Origin of the sequence: Klebsiella sp. CN_Kp113, from assembly GCF_040064585.1 — a bacterium.
In the GTDB taxonomy this organism is placed as follows: Bacteria; Pseudomonadota; Gammaproteobacteria; order Enterobacterales; family Enterobacteriaceae; genus Klebsiella; species Klebsiella michiganensis.
In genome coordinates this window covers 54,842-71,072 of the sequence record NZ_JBEAID010000031.1, presented here as the reverse complement: position 1 = coordinate 71,072, position 16,231 = coordinate 54,842, and the positions used below count along the sequence as shown (strand labels likewise).

The 16,231-nt window shown below is 58.2% G+C and carries 18 protein-coding genes; 6 read left to right on the top strand and 12 right to left on the bottom strand.

The genetic code is table 11. The annotated features are described in order from the left end of the window. Positions 1 to 4: 4 nt before the first annotated feature. The 4 genes from ABLV30_RS20635 to nasR all read right to left on the bottom strand — a co-directional run bounded on the left by ABLV30_RS20635 (position 5) and on the right by nasR (position 4,384). Positions 5 to 793 carry an ABC transporter ATP-binding protein gene (locus ABLV30_RS20635; protein WP_014838761.1) on the bottom strand — a complete coding sequence of 263 codons (789 nt, stop codon included), beginning with the start codon at positions 791 to 793 and terminating at the stop codon, positions 5 to 7. Between the two features lie 10 nt (positions 794 to 803). After that, on the bottom strand, positions 804 to 1,688 hold the full coding sequence (gene ntrB, locus ABLV30_RS20630) for a nitrate ABC transporter permease (RefSeq protein ID WP_014229752.1): 885 nt from the start codon (positions 1,686 to 1,688) through the stop codon (positions 804 to 806). A gap of 1 nt (position 1,689) precedes the next feature. Then, positions 1,690 to 2,946, bottom strand: a complete 1,257-nt coding sequence (locus tag ABLV30_RS20625) for a CmpA/NrtA family ABC transporter substrate-binding protein (RefSeq protein ID WP_163586303.1) — start codon at positions 2,944 to 2,946, stop codon at positions 1,690 to 1,692. A 247-nt stretch (positions 2,947 to 3,193) separates the two neighbouring features. Continuing rightward, positions 3,194 to 4,384, bottom strand: coding sequence for a nitrate regulatory protein NasR (gene nasR, locus ABLV30_RS20620; protein ID WP_014838764.1), 1,191 nt, complete (start codon positions 4,382 to 4,384; stop codon positions 3,194 to 3,196). A 68-nt stretch (positions 4,385 to 4,452) separates the two neighbouring features. Here nasR and ABLV30_RS20615 point away from each other — a divergent pair, with 68 nt between their 5' ends. Together ABLV30_RS20615 and ABLV30_RS20610 are read left to right on the top strand one after the other, a co-directional pair. Then, positions 4,453 to 4,806, top strand: coding sequence for a DsrE/DsrF/TusD sulfur relay family protein (locus ABLV30_RS20615; protein WP_014229754.1), 354 nt, complete (start codon positions 4,453 to 4,455; stop codon positions 4,804 to 4,806). A gap of 238 nt (positions 4,807 to 5,044) precedes the next feature. Beyond that, complete coding sequence (locus ABLV30_RS20610) at positions 5,045 to 5,287, top strand: DUF1883 domain-containing protein (protein WP_002910387.1); 243 nt, start codon at positions 5,045 to 5,047, stop codon at positions 5,285 to 5,287. A 35-nt stretch (positions 5,288 to 5,322) separates the two neighbouring features. On the opposite strand, the gene ABLV30_RS20605 is transcribed toward ABLV30_RS20610, so the two are convergent. Both ABLV30_RS20605 and chaB read right to left on the bottom strand, forming a co-directional pair. Further along, positions 5,323 to 6,003 carry a gamma-glutamylcyclotransferase gene (locus ABLV30_RS20605; RefSeq protein ID WP_004851874.1) on the bottom strand — a complete coding sequence of 227 codons (681 nt, stop codon included), beginning with the start codon at positions 6,001 to 6,003 and terminating at the stop codon, positions 5,323 to 5,325. Between the two features lie 150 nt (positions 6,004 to 6,153). Beyond that, entirely contained in the window at positions 6,154 to 6,384 is a 231-nt protein-coding gene (chaB, locus tag ABLV30_RS20600; RefSeq protein WP_009651994.1) for a putative cation transport regulator ChaB, read from the bottom strand. 265 nt (positions 6,385 to 6,649) lie between these two features. Between chaB and chaA the strand changes: the two genes are divergently transcribed. Beyond that, positions 6,650 to 7,750 (top strand): sodium-potassium/proton antiporter ChaA, encoded by a 1,101-nt coding sequence (gene chaA / locus ABLV30_RS20595; RefSeq protein WP_025108454.1) that lies wholly within the window; start codon positions 6,650 to 6,652, stop codon positions 7,748 to 7,750. A gap of 87 nt (positions 7,751 to 7,837) precedes the next feature. Here the strand turns inward: chaA and kdsA are convergent, their stop codons facing one another. The 6 genes from kdsA to hemA are packed head-to-tail and all read right to left on the bottom strand — an operon-like array spanning position 7,838 to position 13,157. After that, positions 7,838 to 8,692: a 3-deoxy-8-phosphooctulonate synthase gene (kdsA, locus tag ABLV30_RS20590; protein ID WP_004851877.1), complete on the bottom strand. Its 855-nt coding sequence runs from the start codon at positions 8,690 to 8,692 to the stop codon at positions 7,838 to 7,840. A gap of 39 nt (positions 8,693 to 8,731) precedes the next feature. Further along, positions 8,732 to 9,544, bottom strand: coding sequence for an invasion regulator SirB1 (gene sirB1, locus ABLV30_RS20585; RefSeq protein ID WP_004851879.1), 813 nt, complete (start codon positions 9,542 to 9,544; stop codon positions 8,732 to 8,734). Positions 9,545 to 9,547: 3 nt separating this feature from the next. After that, entirely contained in the window at positions 9,548 to 9,940 is a 393-nt protein-coding gene (sirB2, locus tag ABLV30_RS20580) for an invasion regulator SirB2 (RefSeq protein WP_004851880.1), read from the bottom strand. After that, the gene (gene prmC / locus ABLV30_RS20575; protein ID WP_187228071.1) at positions 9,937 to 10,776 is read right to left on the bottom strand and encodes a peptide chain release factor N(5)-glutamine methyltransferase; all 840 of its coding nucleotides are present in this window, start codon (positions 10,774 to 10,776) and stop codon (positions 9,937 to 9,939) included. The genes sirB2 and prmC overlap by 4 nt, the downstream gene beginning before the upstream one ends. Further along, the gene (gene prfA / locus ABLV30_RS20570; RefSeq protein ID WP_004851884.1) at positions 10,776 to 11,858 is read right to left on the bottom strand and encodes a peptide chain release factor 1; all 1,083 of its coding nucleotides are present in this window, start codon (positions 11,856 to 11,858) and stop codon (positions 10,776 to 10,778) included. Before prfA ends, prmC begins: the two co-directional genes overlap by 1 nt. Positions 11,859 to 11,900: 42 nt before the next feature. Continuing rightward, positions 11,901 to 13,157, bottom strand: coding sequence for a glutamyl-tRNA reductase (gene hemA / locus ABLV30_RS20565; RefSeq protein ID WP_004851885.1), 1,257 nt, complete (start codon positions 13,155 to 13,157; stop codon positions 11,901 to 11,903). Between the two features lie 273 nt (positions 13,158 to 13,430). Between hemA and lolB the strand changes: the two genes are divergently transcribed. The 3 genes from lolB (at position 13,431) to prs (ending at position 16,020) form a co-directional block, all read left to right on the top strand. Then, positions 13,431 to 14,042, top strand: coding sequence for a lipoprotein insertase outer membrane protein LolB (lolB, locus tag ABLV30_RS20560; RefSeq protein ID WP_348865652.1), 612 nt, complete (start codon positions 13,431 to 13,433; stop codon positions 14,040 to 14,042). Further along, positions 14,042 to 14,890 carry a 4-(cytidine 5'-diphospho)-2-C-methyl-D-erythritol kinase gene (gene ispE, locus ABLV30_RS20555; RefSeq protein ID WP_187228070.1) on the top strand — a complete coding sequence of 283 codons (849 nt, stop codon included), beginning with the start codon at positions 14,042 to 14,044 and terminating at the stop codon, positions 14,888 to 14,890. The genes lolB and ispE overlap by 1 nt, the downstream gene beginning before the upstream one ends. Before the next feature lie 182 nt (positions 14,891 to 15,072). Further along, positions 15,073 to 16,020: a ribose-phosphate diphosphokinase gene (gene prs, locus ABLV30_RS20550; protein WP_004103157.1), complete on the top strand. Its 948-nt coding sequence runs from the start codon at positions 15,073 to 15,075 to the stop codon at positions 16,018 to 16,020. Positions 16,021 to 16,231 lie beyond the last annotated feature (211 nt).

Sequence of the window (16,231 nt, the reverse complement as noted above, 5' to 3'; positions counted from 1 at the left end):
CCCCCTATGCCGCTTTCGGCTGTTTTTCATAGAGGAAGTGCAGGATCTGCTGGCGCAGATGGTGATAGCGGCTATCGTCCGCCAGCTGCACGCGATGGCGCGGTCGCGGCAGATTGACGTCGAGGATCTCCCCGACCGTCGCCGCCGGACCGTTGGTCATCATCAGCACCCGGTCGGAAAGCAGCACCGCTTCATCAACGTCATGGGTAATCATGACGATGGTGGTATTCAGCGACTGCTGGATCTGCATCACCGCATCCTGTAAATGCGCCCGCGTCAGGGCATCAAGGGCGCCAAAGGGTTCATCCAGCAGCAGCACTTTCGGTTTCATCGCCAGCGCCCGGGCAATGCCAACGCGCTGCTTCATGCCGCCGGAGATTTCTCCCGGGCGCTTGTGCAGGGCGTGCCCCATCTGTACCCGCTCGAGGTTGTGCTCAATCCACTCTTTGCGCTCGCCTTTGCTCATGCTGCGGCGAAAGACCTGATCCACCGCCAGCGCCACGTTGTCAAAACAGGTCAGCCACGGCAGCAGGGAGTGGTTCTGAAACACCACCGCGCGTTCCGGCCCCGGCCCGGCGATTTCACGGTTGTCGCACAGCAGGCCGCCTTCCGTCGGCAGGGCTATCCCGGCTATCAGATTCAGCAGGGTTGATTTACCGCAGCCGGAGTGGCCGATCAGGCTGATGGTCTCCCCTTCGTAGATGTCGAAGGAGACGTTCTGCAATGCCAGGAATTCGCCGCTGGCGGTGTTAAAACGCTGGCTGACGCCCTGGACCTGAATTAATGGTTTCATCTGCGACTCCCTATTTTTCCTGCCAGCTAAAACGACGGGCGAGCAGCATCAGCCCCTGTTCCAGCAGCAGCCCGACCACGCCGATAATGACGATGGCGATGATGATGTTTTCGACGTTGAGGTTGTTCCACTCGTTCCAGATCCAGAAGCCGATCCCTAAGCCGCCGGTGAGCATTTCGGCGGCGACAATCACCAGCCAGGCGATACCGATGGAGAGACGAACCCCGGTCAGCACCGCGGGCAATACCGCCGGAAAGAGGATCTTGCGCATCACCGTCCACTCCGACAGCTGCAGCACCCGGGCGACGTTGAGGTAATCTTCCGGAATACGCCGCACGCCCTCGGCGGTGTTAATGACCATCGGCCAGATCGAGCAGATAAAAATGGTCCAGCTGGAGGCGGGTTCCGCTTTCTGGAACAGCAGCAGGCCGATGGGCAGCCAGGCCAGCGGGCTGACCGGGCGCAGCAGCGCGATCAGCGGGTTAAACATGCGGGCGAAAAAGAGCGAGCGGCCAATCAGGAAGCCGAGCGGAATTCCCGCCAGCGCGGCAAGGCCAAATCCCACCGCCACCCGCTGCAGTGACGCCAGCACGTTCCAGCCGATGCCCATATCGTTCGGCCCGTCCTGATAAAACGGGTCGGCGAAAAGGGTTAGCGCGGAATCCAGCGTGCTGAGCGGCGTCGGAAAGCCTTTGCTGTTCATCGCCGCCAGCTGCCAGCCCAGCAGCAGCAATCCCAGCCCGAGCAGCGGCGGCAGAAGACGTTGGGTGACATCCCGCAGCCAGCGGCTGAGCGGAGGCGTGGTTTTGCGCACCTGCAGCGGCGGCAGGGTAATGACTTCGCCGGGCGCGCTGTCGGCGCCGGCCTGCGGTTGCGGTTTATATGCGTGTTTCATCTCATGCCCCCTTACGTTGAATCGCGAAACTGCGGGCGTAGCCTTCCGGATCGGTCCCATTCCAGACCTTGCCATCGATCAGCGTGCTGCTGCGCATCGCCTGCGTCGGCGCGCTGATGCCGCCGACCGCCTGCGCGGCCTCTTTCCAGACGTCAATCCGGTTAATGCGCTGGGCCACCGCCAGATAATCCGGCGCCGACTTCAGCAATCCCCAACGGCGGAACTGGGTCAAAAACCACATGCCGTCCGAGAGCCACGGAAAACTCACTTCTCCCCGTTCGTAGAAGCGCATCGGGTGCGCGTCCTGCCAGCGGCGGCCGATACCGTTGTCGTATTCGCCGAGCATGCGCCCGCTGAGGTACTGCTCTTTGGTGTTCAGCCACGCGCGTCTGGCGAGAAGGCGCGCCGTTTCGCGGGTGTTCTCGGCGGATGCGTCAATCCAGCGCTGGGCCTCTATCAGCGCCGCCACCAGCGCGCGCGCGGTGTTGGGATGACGCTCAACCCATTCGCTGCGGGTGCCGAGAATTTTTTCCGGATGCTCCGGCCAGATATCCTGCGAAGTGGCGGCGGTGAAGCCGATACGATCGTTTATCGCGCGCGCGTTCCACGGTTCGCCAACGCAAAAGCCGCTCATATTGCCGATGCGCATGTTCATTACCATCTGCGGCGGCGGCACCACGACGGTGCGAATATCGTCAAAGGGATTAATTCCACCGCTCGCCAGCCAGTAGTAGAGCCACATCGCGTGGGTGCCGGTTGGGAAGGTGTGGGCGAAGGTGTAGCTGCCCGGCGCCTGCTGGTCGATCAGTTTTTTCAGCCCGCCCAGGTCGGTGACGCCCTTCTCCTGCAGCTCGCTGGAGAGCGTTATCGCCTGACCGTTGCGGTTAAGGGTCATCAGATTGGCCATCGCCTGCGGTTTACTGGCGATCCCCAGCTCAAGGCCGTAGAGCATGCCGTACAGAATGTGCGCGGCGTCCAGCTCCCCGGCAACCAGCTTGTCGCGCACCGCCGCCCAGCTGGCCTCCTTGCTCGGGACGAGGGTGATGCCGTACTTTTTATCGAACCCCTTCAGGGAAGCGATGGCTAAGGGGGCGCAGTCGGTCAGCGGAATAAAACCGACCCGCACGGTAGTCTGTTCCGGCTTATCCGACCCTGCCGCCCATGCCGCCTGCATCATGCCGGGGAGCAGCATCGCGCCGCCCAGCGCCGCCCCCGCCTGTAATAAACGCCGCCGTGAAATTGAAAACGTATCGCCCATACCCGCTCCAGAAACGCGCAAAAAAAAAGCGTCCGGCGGTGCTTACGCACCGCTGGACGCCTTTATCCTTAGACATACGTGCCGCCGTTGGCCCGCTGCCCAAAACCTTTATTCACTCGTTTTATTTAATGCAAAGCCAATGCCAGATTTGCGGAGGCCCGGTTCACGCGCGTTGGCTCATTTGCCGGGGGCGTTTGAGGCAAAAACTGCACCGTCGGCTGGCAACATATGCCCACTGATTGTGCATCTACTCCTTAGGTGGTACTTGCCATAGCGACTTCACCGTCAGCAGCGCGCGGGCTATCTCAACCATGCGCTGATTTTTGTCCATCGCCATTTTACGCAGCGCCTGCCAGGCCTGCTCCTCCTGCATTCCCTGGTGGGTCATCAGCACGCTTTTGGCTTTTTCAATCAGCTTGCGCTCTTCAAGCGCATCTTTTAACGACGCGAGCTGGGCGGAGAGCTGCTGTAGCTCATGGGCCTGCTGGCGCACCAGCGGCAACAGCTGCTTATCCAGCCGCAGGGCTATACCGTCCTCCTGCCAGTCGGCGGGCGGCACCTGGACCTCCCGATCGTCTCCCTCCAGCAGCGCATCGGCCGCGTTAAGCAGGTCTGCGATCAGCCGCTCTTCCACGCCGCGCAGCTGCTCAAGACGCTGGGTCTGAACGCAAAACCAGCGCAGCGCCGTTTCTCCCTCGTCCGGCGGCGGCTGGCGGGTGCAGGCGACCCGCCGCAGCTGTTCAATTTCCAGGCCGGCCTGGCACTGTTCAACAAACAGAACGGTTTGCGGCGAACTGGCTAAAGCCTGAAAAGTGTCAAAACAGGGCTGCTGGCCGTCAATGCGGTCCACCAGCTGCTGGCGCAGCTCATCGCTGAACTGTCCGCGAGCAAAGCCCAGCGCGCCCAGCGCGCGCTCCTGTCCGACCAGCTCTTTCCCCTGCATAAAGCTGTAAAGCGCGACCATCCGCCCGGCGATTTGCGGATCGTCGATACTGTCGTTGAGCTGCGGAACGATATTCAACAGGTGGCGGATAATGCGGCTAAACTGCCCGGTGGCCTCTTCTGCGGCAATCTCCAGGCCGCGCACGCGTTTACGCAACGCGACAAGCTGCGTCAGATACCACACCGCGCAGGCAATTCGCCAGCAGAGCGCGCTGCTGGCGGCATCGCGGGCAGGTTCCAGCGCCGCATAAAACCGCGTGAGCTGCTCATCAACCAGCGCCGCGCCCGCCCGGCACTCCGCCGCGTATAGTCTGCCGCCCGAGCATAGCCAGATATTTGACGCGCCGCGCTCGCACTGCAGCATATGCACCAGCGCGCTTATCTGGCCTGCCAGCGCCCCCTGCTGCGCCAGCTGGTGCAGCTGCCGCTTCTGTAAGCGACGCGCGCGCGCAAACCAGTCGACCACCTCAGGCGTATTACCCGCCACATTATTCATACCCTTCCCCCGGGTTAACGCTTTATACTTCAGCCAAGCAATAACCGTGCCTTATAGAAGGAGTCCTTATGCAACGTATTGTGATTATCGCTAACGGTGCCGCCTACGGCAGCGAATCCCTGTTCAATAGCCTGCGTCTGGCTATCGCCCTGCGCGAGCAGCAGTCTGACCTCGAACTGAAATTATTTTTAATGTCTGATGCGGTGACCGCCGGCCTGCGCGGACAGAAGCCAGCGGAAGGCTACAACATTCAGCAGATGCTGGAGATCCTCACCGCGCAAAACGTGCCGGTGAAGCTGTGTAAAACCTGCGCTGACGGCCGGGGGATCGGCGCGCTGCCGCTGATTGATGGCGTGGAGATTGGCACCCTCGTCGAGCTGGCGCAGTGGACGCTGGCGGCGGATAAAGTCCTGACCTTCTAAAAATCCGCCATTCAACGGGATTAAATATTAAGCTGGCGGCGTTTGTTAACCGAAAACAATGTCAGCTGAATGCTTTCAGGCACAACGTCATTTTTGTTTAATCTTTATTCCTTTTTTTGATCAAAATCAGCATCTGCCCCCCTCCCCTTTGGTGTTATGCACAGAGCAAAGTGTGAACAATATCACGCGGGTTAATGGGCTGGCAGGATGCTGTAGACAGAAACGGGGTCGAGATTAAATGGCAATGGTAAAAGCAAGTTTAACGTTGTTTGGCGGTGATACGTTGGTGGTGCGTTGTTCCGAACGCTGCCACATTCACCTGATGAGCGCCAAAGTGCCTGGCGATAGTCATGCGGATATTCTGAGTGTGCAGGACAGAGATAGCGCGTATCTGACCGTGCCTTACAGCGGCACCTGGAACGTTCTCATCGACAGCCACAGCCAGTCGCTGGAGCACTCCATCAGCTACGTTCCCGCCTGATAGCAAACGCCCGGGGAAACCCGGGCGATCTACTCTTAAGCCAGCCCGGGCTGGCTGCTTTCCCCCAGCAGATGACGCACCTTGCCGACTAAATCGTCGAGGCAGGCATCGTACATCCCGAGTTTCCGCAGCTCCTGATCGAGCGAGAACAGATACTGAGCGTTGGTGCCAAGCGGGCCGCTGGCGCGCGCTATCAGCGGCGCAATCACCTGCGCGCTGGTGTCCGCCTCAAACAGGGGATGACGCGGGTCCATAATAAAAACTAATGCATTGACGGTGCGGCCATCGTCCAGATCCAGCTTGCACCAGGTCGGCAGGTAGCAGCCGGTGATCATCTCCCGCTTCCACAGCAGGGTCAGCTCTTCTTCGAGAGTGTCATCAGGCAGGCGGTAGGCAACGCCGGTGGTGCGCCCGCCCTCTTTCAACGCCAGCATTCGACCCGGCTGAGTGGCGCTACCGCGCCCGGCGGTGAGCCGCAGGCAAAACGCGCGGTGCCAGCCCGGTAGCGTACCGGTACAGGATTCGCGATACTCCAGCGCCGGATTCCACATCAGCGAACCGTAGCCAAAGATCCACACCGAGCCATCGTCCGGACGACAGGCCAGGGTCGCCGCCAAAGAGGCTGCCCGCTGCTCTGCCGACCAAAGAAGCGATTCCTCAATAGCGCCAAACGCCGTTTTACAATCCGCATTCAGTAAGAAATCACGCGTTAACACTTTCTACTACCTCCGCCACTGCCCGCTTCCCGGCGATTATCTGGTGCCATCCGTGAAGTATTGCCGAATTATTATCCAGCTTTATTTGACAATAAGCAATGAACGAGCCGCGGGCAAGGGCTCAGGCAGCACATGAGGTAGCAAAAGCGATTACTTCTTCTTATGCCACTTATCATCATCGCCTTTTTGGTACTCATTTTTCACCGCCGCCCAGGCGACTTTGTGCGCCGTCTCTTCACGGCTGGCGTCATCGCGTCGGTCTTCTTTATGCTTATACTGGTCCCAGGCGCTGTTAAAGGCCTCTTTGTAAATCTCCTGGGCATGCGCAGGCAGAACGTGCTGAACGCTGTCGGGTAATTCACTTTTGTTGCTATAGGGCATGGCGACCTCCAGATTTAAGGTGAATAGTCAGTCTGTCAGGCGATTTACCGGCTGGCAAGGCGATGGATAAATGAGAAAGATGTTTTAGTAATTATCTGAATAATAAATACAAAACGATAGTAACCGCAGTTTATGGCAATCTACCACTTTTCCATGGTCAGAGTGGTAAATTTAAGTAAAAAAACAAAGTAGTTCGATCAATGTCTGTTATTTTATTAACTTACAGTATCTATAATTATAACACCTGCACACCTGGAGATAATTCATGACCGATGCACATGAGGCGGTGAAAACCCGCCACAAGGAGACCACCCTCGCCTTTCCGGTTCTGGCGCTGGCGGTGCTGTTTTTCTGGGGAAGCAGCCAGTCACTGCCAGTGGTCGTTGCCATTAATATCCTGGCGCTGGTCGGGATTCTGAGCAGCGCGTTCAGCGTTGTTCGCCACGCCGACGTTCTGGCGCACCGCCTTGGCGAACCCTATGGTTCGTTAATTTTAAGCCTTTCAGTAGTTATTCTCGAAGTCAGCCTGATTTCCGCATTAATGGCCACCGGCGACGCCGCGCCGACCCTGATGCGAGATACGCTTTATTCAATCATCATGATTGTTACCGGCGGGCTGGTAGGTTTTTCTTTATTGTTGGGCGGGCGCAAATTCGCCACCCAGTATATGAATCTGTTCGGCCTTAAACAGTACCTCATCGCCCTCTTTCCGCTGGCGATCATCGTCCTGGTCTTTCCCATGGCGCTGCCCGGGGCTAATTTCACCACCGGCCAGGCGCTGCTGGTTGCGCTGATCTCCGCCGCCATGTACGGCGTGTTCCTGCTGATTCAAACGAAAACGCACCAGAGCCTGTTTGTTTACGAACACGAGGATGACGGCGACGACGATGATCCGCATCACGGCAAACCGTCGGCCCATAGCAGCAAGTGGCACACCGCCTGGCTGCTGATACACCTGGTTGCGGTTATCGCCGTGACTAAAATGAACGCCAATCCGCTGGAGACGCTGCTGACCAGCATGAATGCCCCCGTCGCCTTTACCGGCTTCCTGGTCGCGCTGCTGATCCTCTCTCCGGAAGGCCTTGGCGCGCTGAAAGCGGTCCTGAACAATCAGGTCCAGCGGGCGATGAACCTGTTCTTCGGCTCCGTGCTGGCCACCATTTCCCTGACGGTGCCGGTGGTGACGCTTATCGCCTTCCTCACCGGCAACGAACTGCGCTTTGGCCTTGGCGCGCCGGAAATGGTGGTGATGGTCGCCTCGCTGCTGCTGTGCCAGATATCGTTCTCTACCGGGCGTACCAACGTGCTGAACGGCGCGGCGCACCTCGCGCTGTTCGCCGCCTACCTGATGACCATTTTTGCCTGAACCTTCCCCGGCGGCGTCCGCCTGTCGGGGAGATAAAAAAAGCCTGCCGGTTTTGCAACGGGCAGGCTTTTGTCATTTCAGCGACGGTTACTTGCTGGTATCGAGCTCATCGAAGCCTTTAACCAGATCGTCGATGGCTTTCATCTGCTTGAGGAACGGCTCCAGTTTATCCAGCGGCAGCGCGGACGGACCGTCGCATTTCGCGTGCTCCGGATCCGGATGCGCTTCAATAAACAGGCCGGCGATACCCACCGCCATCCCGGCGCGCGCCAGTTCGGCAACCTGCGCGCGGCGTCCGCCGGAGGCCGCGCCAAACGGGTCGCGGCACTGCAGAGCGTGAGTAACGTCGAAGATAACCGGTGAGTTATTGGAGGCTTTCTTCATCACGCCAAAGCCCAGCATGTCGACGACCAGGTTATCGTAGCCGAAGTTCGCGCCGCGATCGCAAAGGATCACTTTGTCGTTGCCGCCTTCGATAAACTTATCGACGATATTGCCCATCTGGCCCGGGCTCACGAACTGCGGTTTTTTCACGTTGATCACCGCGCCGGTTTTCGCCATCGCTTCAACCAGATCGGTCTGACGGGCGAGGAACGCAGGCAGCTGAATAACGTCCACCACGTCAGCGACCGGCTGAGCCTGGCTGGCTTCGTGAACGTCGGTGATGATTTTCACGCCGAACGTTTGTTTCAGCTCCTGGAAAATCTTCATCCCTTCTTCCAGCCCCGGCCCGCGATAGGAGTGGATGGAAGAACGGTTAGCTTTATCAAAAGAGGCTTTAAACACATAAGGAATGCCCAGCTTCTGCGTGACGGTCACGTAGTGTTCGCAGATACGCATCGCCAGATCGCGGGATTCCAGCACGTTCATGCCACCAAACAGCACGAATGGCAGGTCGTTTGCTACGTTGATATCACCAATGCTAACCACTTTTTGTTTCATAAGTTCGCCTTATCAGGGTGTAACCGGAATGGTTTCAGACTAATGCAATGTAATTTGTTTGTGCGAAATGGTGTTGATCTGCGCGCGGATCATCTCGCTGATGGGATCCTCCGGGCACTGTTCAACGAAGTAACTGAGGTCCTGCAGCGCCACGTGATCGCAATCCAACTGGGCGTATATCAGTCCCCGGTCGCGAATTTCGTACGGGTCTTCCGGATTGAACTGCAGCAGCGCTTCGCTGGTCCGTAACGCCAGCTCCATCTGCCGCTCTTCCATCAGCGCCGATTTGAGCGTGTCGAGCAGCTTGCGGATCACTTCCGCGTTGTCGGCTTCATCGAGGTCTTCGTTAAACAGCTCGGCGACCGGACTAATATTGCCCTTCAGCCACACTTCCAGCGTATGCTCGTTAAGCGTTTCGCCGTTAAATGGATTAATGAGCCACATCTCTTCGCTCTCTTCAGGGTCGGCGCGCAGCAGCATCTGGGTCGGAAAAATCACCGGCACCACCGGCAGCGCCAGACGCTGAGCAATCCACAGCAGGATTGCGCCTAGCGATACCGCGCTACCCTGACGATTGTTCAGGACTTTATCAAGCCAGAGCACGTCGGACAGGCGGTAAACGCCGCGCGAATCGCTAAAGCCCCAGTCATGATAGAAAAGCTCCAGCAGACGTTCTATCTGGCGCTCCTGGTCCCACGAAGCGGCAATCTCCTCACGCGCCAGGCCCAGCAGCCGCTCCAGCTCATCCTGCACATAGTGCGTCGGAAAATCGTCGCGGATTAATTCAGAAATGAGGACCATGCCGTCGCATAACGGCGCTTTATTAAATTCGAAATCAGCTAACGACCTCATGCCTTACCCCAGTAACGGTGTTCTTGTGATGGCGAGTTGAATAATGATAAACAACACCACCAGGGCCAGCAGAAAGGCGACAAACCGGCTCTGCTGACTGCGCTGGCGACGACGGCCCAGCGCGATAAATCCCAATGCGATATAAATGATAACGCCAAACAGCTTCTCAGTCAGCCATGTACCCTCTTCGGTAAACGGCAGATAGTGCGTTATTGCCATTAGTCCGGCGCCGCTGAGAAACAGCAGCGTATCGCTACAGTGCGGCGCGATACGAACCCAGCGCTGGTCAAGCAGACGGTTACCGCTCCAGCTCCACCAGTAGCGCAGCACGAACAGGCTCACCGAAACCACCACGCAGGCGATATGCAGATACAGTACCGCGTTAAACAGATTCATACGCCTCCCTGATATTGCCCGAGCGTCAGACGCTCGTTGTCTCCGTAGTCGCGACAGGTGGCAATATTGCCATAACCCGCCGCGCGAAAGATTGCGCGCACCGCTTCCCCCTGCGTCCAGCCGTGTTCCAGCAGCATCACGCCGCCGGCAGCCAGATAGCGGCGGCCTTCGCGGATGATATGCGCCAGATCGGCCAGACCGCCATCGGCGGCGACCAGCGCCGTTTTCGGCTCAAAGCGCACATCGCCCTGCGCAAGATGCGGGTCGGTTTCATCGATATAGGGCGGATTGCTGACGATGATGTCGAACTGCTGCCCGGCGAGCGCGCTAAACCAGTGGCTTTGCAGTATCCTGACGTTAGGGATAGCGAGATGTTCAGCGTTACGCGCCGCCAGCGCCACCGCGTCGGGCATTACGTCAACGGCGGTGACGTGGCAATCGGGGCGTTCGCTGGCCAGCGCCAGAGCGATGGCGCCGGTGCCGGTGCCGAGATCGAGAATGCGGCACGGCTTGTCGGATAACCGCGCCAGCGTCTGTTCAACCAGGCATTCGGTATCCGGACGCGGGATCAGCGTGGCGGGAGAAACGAACAGCGGCAGCGACCAGAATTCGCGCTGGCCCACCAGATGAGCCACCGGCTCGCCCCGGGCGCGACGGCTGAGCAGCGTTTCCAGCTCGGCGGCCTGCGCCGCCGTCAGCGCCGTTTCGCCAAAGGCGAGAATATAGGTCCGCGCCCTGCCGGTCACGTGACCCAGCAGGATTTCGGCATCCCGGCGCGGGCTTTCACTTTGGCTCAGGCGGACGATGGACTGCGTCAGCCACTGCTGAAAAGTCATCATTCCTGCTCGGAAAGGGCGGCCAGCTGATCGGCCTGATATTCCTGAACGATCGGCTCAATCAGCATATCCAGCTTGCCTTCCATCGCTTCGTCCAGACGGTAAAGCGTCAGGTTGATGCGGTGATCGGTCACGCGGCCCTGCGGAAAGTTATAGGTGCGGTTACGATCGCTGCGATCGCCGCTGCCCAGCAGGTTACGACGCTCTGAGGCTTCCGCCTGCTGGCGCCTGGAGACTTCCGCGGCGCGAATACGCGCGCCAAGCACCGACAGCGCTTTGGCTTTGTTTTTGTGCTGAGAACGTTCGTCCTGACACTCGACGACGATGCCGGTCGGCAGGTGGGTAATACGGATCGCCGAGTCGGTGGTGTTAACGTGCTGACCGCCCGCGCCGGAGGAGCGGAAGGTATCGATGCGCAGATCGCTCGGGTTGATATCCGGCATTTCGGCTTCCGGCAGCTCCGGCATCACCGCCACTGTGCAGGCGGAGGTATGGATACGCCCCTGGGATTCGGTGGCCGGTACGCGCTGTACGCGATGGCCACCGGATTCGAACTTCAGTCGCCCATAGACGCCGTCGCCGCTGATTTTGGCAATCACTTCTTTAAAGCCGCCGTGCTCGCCTTCGTTGGCGCTCATGATTTCCACGCGCCAGCGGCGTGATTCCGCGTAACGGCTGTACATACGGAACAGATCGCCCGCGAACAGCGCCGCTTCATCGCCGCCGGTACCGGCGCGAACTTCAACAAACGCGTTACGCTCATCGTCCGGGTCTTTTGGCAGCAGCAGAACCTGCAGCTGCTGCTCCATCTGCTCACCCTTTTCTTTCGCTTCGCGCAGCTCTTCCTGCGCCATTTCGCGCATTTCCGGGTCGTCGAGCATCATCTGCGCGGCTTCGATATCATCCTGCAGCTGACGCCAGTCGGTGTAGCAGCGGGCGACGTCGCTCAGCTGTGCGTATTCGCGCGACAATGCGCGAAATTTATCCTGATCGGCGATGGTTGCGGCATCGCCGAGTAGCGCCTGAACTTCCTCATGGCGTTCGTAAAGGGCTTCCAGTTTGGCAACAATAGAAGGCTTCATAGGCGTGAATTCACCCTGTCCTAAAAAAGAGAGAAAGGTGCGCTATTCCAGCCCGAGGCTGTTGCGCAGAATATGCAGGCGTTCATCATCCCCGTCACGGGCGGCCTGCTGAAGAGATTTGGTTGGCGAGTGGATCAGGCGGTTAGTCAGCTTACGCGCCAGATCCTGCATGATTTCCTGCGCATCGCCGCCCTGATTGAGCGCAGCCAGCGCTTTTGCCGTCAGCTCCTCGCGGACCTGCTCGGCCTGGGAGCGATATTCGCGGATAGTCTCGCTGGCGCTCTGAGCGCGCAGCCAGGCCATAAATTCGCTGGCTTCCTGCTCGACAATGGTTTCCGCCTGCACCGCCGCGGCTTTACGCTGCGCCAGATTGTGCTGAATGATGTTTTGCAGATCGTCCACGCTGTAGAGATAGGCGTTCGCCAGCTTGCCAACCTCCGGTTCGACATCGCGCGGAACGGCGATATCCACCAGCAGCATCGGCTGATTGCGGCGCGCCTTCAGCGCGCGCTCCACCATCCCTTTGCCAATAATCGGCAGCGGGCTGGCGGTAGAACTAATAATGATATCCGCTTCTTTTAGCCGTTCGTCGATGTCGCTCAGGGCGATCACCTCCGCGCCGACTTCATCGGCCAGCGCCTGAGCGCGCTCGCGGGTGCGGTTAGCAATCACCATCTTGCGCACCTTATGCTCGCGCAGATGGCGGGCCACCAGCTCGATAGTCTCACCGGCGCCAACCAGCAGCACGGTCACGCTGGAGAGTGATTCGAAGATTTGTCGCGCCAGGGTACAGGCGGCAAACGCCACGGAGACCGCGCTGGCGCCGATATCGGTTTCGGTACGCACGCGTTTGGCCACCGAGAACGACTTCTGGAACATGCGCTCCAGCTCGCTAACGTTCAGGTGACCACGGCTGGAGTCGGCAAAGGCTTTTTTCACCTGCCCGAGGATCTGCGGCTCGCCCAGCACCAGCGAATCCAGGCCGCTGGCGACGCGCATCAGATGGCTAACCGCCTCGTTATCCTGATGCCAGTAGAGGCTTTTGCGCAGGTCGTCTTCATTTAAACCGTGGTAGTCGCACAGCCAGCGGATAAGCACTTCCTGAAGGTTATCCTGCTCTTCGACGCTGAGATAGAGTTCCGTGCGGTTACAGGTCGACAGCACCACCCCGCCCTGCACCATTGGCTGGGCCAGCAAGCTCTCCAGCGCCTGATCGAGCGTATCCGGCGAAAACGTTACGCGTTCTCGCAGCGCTACAGGAGCTGTTTTGTGGTTAATGCCAAGAGCTAAAAGCGTCATTGTGAGGGAGTAGTACCAGCGTTGCTAAGGTTAGTCTGCAGGCATCATACAGGATGCGCGTAATCAATAAAAGAGAGGCTCCCCTTTTGGAGTAATAGCTAATCTGTAATAGCCATTAACGGTAATTTTTTGATTTCAGACAACTTGAACGTAGACGCTACCGTCCGGCAACGCTAGCATTAATGGTTATAATTGTAACCCGCTACACAAATCGGCCGCCTGTTTCTCCCATTCGCCGCATTTCACTGTAGACATCAAGGATTTGTCATCATTATGAATCGACTGTTCCGCCTGTTGCCGCTGGCAAGCCTCGTTCTGACCGCCTGTGCGATTAATGCTCCGAAAGGGCCGGGTAAAAGCCCGGATTCTCCACAGTGGCGTCAGCACCAGCAAGATGTCCGCAATCTTAATCAGTTCCAGACGCGCGGCGCTTTTGCTTATCTTTCTGATGAGCAAAAAGTCTATGCCCGCTTCTTCTGGCAGCAAACCGGCCAGGACCACTACCGCCTGCTGCTGACTAACCCCCTCGGCAGCACCGAGCTGTCGTTAACCGCCCAGCCGGGCAGCGTGCAGCTGATTGACAATAAAGGCCAGACCTACACGGCGACCGACGCCGAAGAGATGATTGGCCGCCTGACCGGCATGCCGATTCCGCTCAACAGCCTGCGCCAGTGGATTATTGGCCTGCCGGGCGAGGCCACCGACTACTCGCTTGACGATCAGTACCGCCTGCGCGAGCTGAACTACACGCAAAACGGCAAAACCTGGCACGTCACCTACGGTGGCTACACCTCGGACACCAAACCTTCGCTACCGGCCAATATGGAGCTTAACGACGGCAGTCAGCGCATCAAGCTGAAAATGGATAACTGGATTGTGAAATGATGACCCGCTGGCCTTCTCCCGCAAAGCTGAATCTGTTTTTGTATATTACCGGGCAGCGCGCCGACGGTTACCACACCCTGCAGACGCTGTTTCAGTTTCTGGATTATGGCGACACGCTGACGATTGAACCGCGCGACGATGGCCAGCTGCGTCTGCTGACGCCGGTTGACGGCGTGCCGGATGATGAGAACCTGATTATTCGCGCGGCCAGGCTTTTAATGCAGGCCGCAGCCCAGGCCGGGAAGCTTCCTGCGGGCCGCGGCGCCGATATCAGCATCGACAAGGTTCTTCCGATGGGCGGCGGCCTCGGCGGCGGTTCGTCCAACGCCGCGACCGTACTGGTGGCGCTGAATCACTTATGGGGCTGCCATCTCTCGGAAGATGAGCTGGCGGCGTTGGGTCTGCAGCTGGGCGCCGACGTGCCGGTGTTCGTGCGCGGCCATGCGGCCTTTGCCGAAGGCGTCGGGGAAATTCTCACCCCGGCCGAACCGGAGGAAAAATGGTATCTGGTGGCCCATCCGGGAGTGAGCATTCCCACGCCGATCATTTTTCGCGATCCGGAACTACCGCGCAATACCCCGTCAAGGTCAATTAATACGTTATTAAAATGTAAATTCGGCAATGATTGCGAGGTTATCGCAAGAAAACGTTTTCGTGAGGTTGATGCAGCGCTTTCCTGGCTGTTAGAATATGCGCCGTCGCGCCTGACTGGCACCGGTGCATGTGTGTTTGCTGAATTTGACACTGAATCCGCCGCTCGTCAGGTGCTTGAAAAAGCCCCGGCATGGCTGCATGGCTTCGTAGCGCGAGGTGTTAATATCTCTCCGCTCAAGCAGGCGCTGCGCTAAGTTCTGCTCATTATAGCAAATTTGGTGAAAACGCCGGGGAAACTGAGTTACGGTGACAACGTCACCCTGTTCCAGACGTTGCATCGGGCTCTTTAAATACACCGCCTGGATGAAATCGTGCCCACCCGCACCGTTTTTGGCCCATTTCATCCACCACTGGACGCATGCCTGAGGTTCTTCTCGTGCCTGATATGAAGCTTTTTGCTGGTAACGCCACCCCGGAACTAGCACAACGTATTGCCAACCGCCTGTACACTTCTCTTGGCGACGCCGCTGTAGGTCGTTTTAGCGACGGCGAAGTCAGCGTACAAATCAATGAAAACGTACGCGGTGGTGATATTTTCATCATCCAGTCCACTTGTGCTCCCACCAACGACAACCTGATGGAACTGGTTGTTATGGTTGATGCTCTGCGTCGTGCTTCGGCAGGTCGTATCACCGCTGTTATCCCCTACTTCGGTTATGCTCGCCAGGACCGTCGTGTTCGTTCTGCTCGTGTGCCTATCACCGCGAAAGTGGTTGCTGACTTCCTGTCCAGCGTCGGCGTTGACCGCGTTCTGACCGTTGACCTGCACGCAGAACAAATTCAGGGCTTCTTTGACGTTCCGGTGGATAACGTATTCGGCAGCCCGATCCTGCTGGAAGATATGCTGCAGCTGAACCTGGATAACCCTATCGTGGTTTCTCCGGACATCGGCGGCGTGGTTCGCGCTCGCGCTATCGCCAAGCTGCTGAACGATACCGATATGGCTATCATCGACAAACGCCGTCCGCGCGCTAACGTTTCTCAGGTGATGCACATCATCGGTGACGTCGCCGGCCGTGACTGCGTAATGGTTGACGATATGATCGATACCGGTGGTACCCTGTGTAAAGCTGCGGAAGCGCTGAAAGAGCGCGGCGCGAAACGCGTATTCGCCTACGCCACGCACCCGATCTTCTCCGGCAACGCCATCCAGAACATCAAAAACTCTGTGATTGACGAATTCGTCGTCTGCGATACCATTCCGCTGACGCCGGAAATCAAAGCGCTGGAAAAGGTACGTACTCTGACGCTGTCTGGTATGCTGGCCGAAGCGATTCGTCGTATCAGCAACGAAGAATCTATCTCTGCTATGTTCGAACATTAATCGAGCCCGGCTCAAAAACCCGCTGCGGCGGGTTTTTTTGTCTCTGAACCTTTTATTCTCCACAAAATCATTCGGCATGCGTCAAGGCGGCAAGTGAATGAATCTCCGGCAGCGTACAGGCAGTACGAGACCGGGATAAATGAACGCAGCCAACACAGAGGCATCCCGAAGGATGACGTGGAAATGACCGATGCCTCCTTCACCTGCCATT

Bases quoted from the DNA above. Each gene is read 5' to 3' on its own strand.
- ABLV30_RS20635 (WP_014838761.1), bottom strand. From the start codon at position 793: ATGAAACCATTAATTCAGGTCCAGGGCGTCAGCCAGCGTTTTAACACC.
- ntrB (WP_014229752.1), bottom strand. From the start codon at position 1,688: ATGAAACACGCATATAAACCGCAACCGCAGGCCGGCGCCGACAGCGCG.
- ABLV30_RS20625 (WP_163586303.1), bottom strand. From the start codon at position 2,946: ATGGGCGATACGTTTTCAATTTCACGGCGGCGTTTATTACAGGCGGGG.
- nasR (WP_014838764.1), bottom strand. From the start codon at position 4,384: ATGAATAATGTGGCGGGTAATACGCCTGAGGTGGTCGACTGGTTTGCG.
- ABLV30_RS20615 (WP_014229754.1), top strand. From the start codon at position 4,453: ATGCAACGTATTGTGATTATCGCTAACGGTGCCGCCTACGGCAGCGAA.
- ABLV30_RS20610 (WP_002910387.1), top strand. From the start codon at position 5,045: ATGGCAATGGTAAAAGCAAGTTTAACGTTGTTTGGCGGTGATACGTTG.
- chaB (WP_009651994.1), bottom strand. From the start codon at position 6,384: ATGCCCTATAGCAACAAAAGTGAATTACCCGACAGCGTTCAGCACGTT.
- chaA (WP_025108454.1), top strand. From the start codon at position 6,650: ATGACCGATGCACATGAGGCGGTGAAAACCCGCCACAAGGAGACCACC.
- kdsA (WP_004851877.1), bottom strand. From the start codon at position 8,692: ATGAAACAAAAAGTGGTTAGCATTGGTGATATCAACGTAGCAAACGAC.
- sirB1 (WP_004851879.1), bottom strand. From the start codon at position 9,544: ATGAGGTCGTTAGCTGATTTCGAATTTAATAAAGCGCCGTTATGCGAC.
- sirB2 (WP_004851880.1), bottom strand. From the start codon at position 9,940: ATGAATCTGTTTAACGCGGTACTGTATCTGCATATCGCCTGCGTGGTG.
- prmC (WP_187228071.1), bottom strand. From the start codon at position 10,776: ATGACTTTTCAGCAGTGGCTGACGCAGTCCATCGTCCGCCTGAGCCAA.
- prfA (WP_004851884.1), bottom strand. From the start codon at position 11,858: ATGAAGCCTTCTATTGTTGCCAAACTGGAAGCCCTTTACGAACGCCAT.
- hemA (WP_004851885.1), bottom strand. From the start codon at position 13,157: ATGACGCTTTTAGCTCTTGGCATTAACCACAAAACAGCTCCTGTAGCG.
- lolB (WP_348865652.1), top strand. From the start codon at position 13,431: ATGAATCGACTGTTCCGCCTGTTGCCGCTGGCAAGCCTCGTTCTGACC.
- ispE (WP_187228070.1), top strand. From the start codon at position 14,042: ATGACCCGCTGGCCTTCTCCCGCAAAGCTGAATCTGTTTTTGTATATT.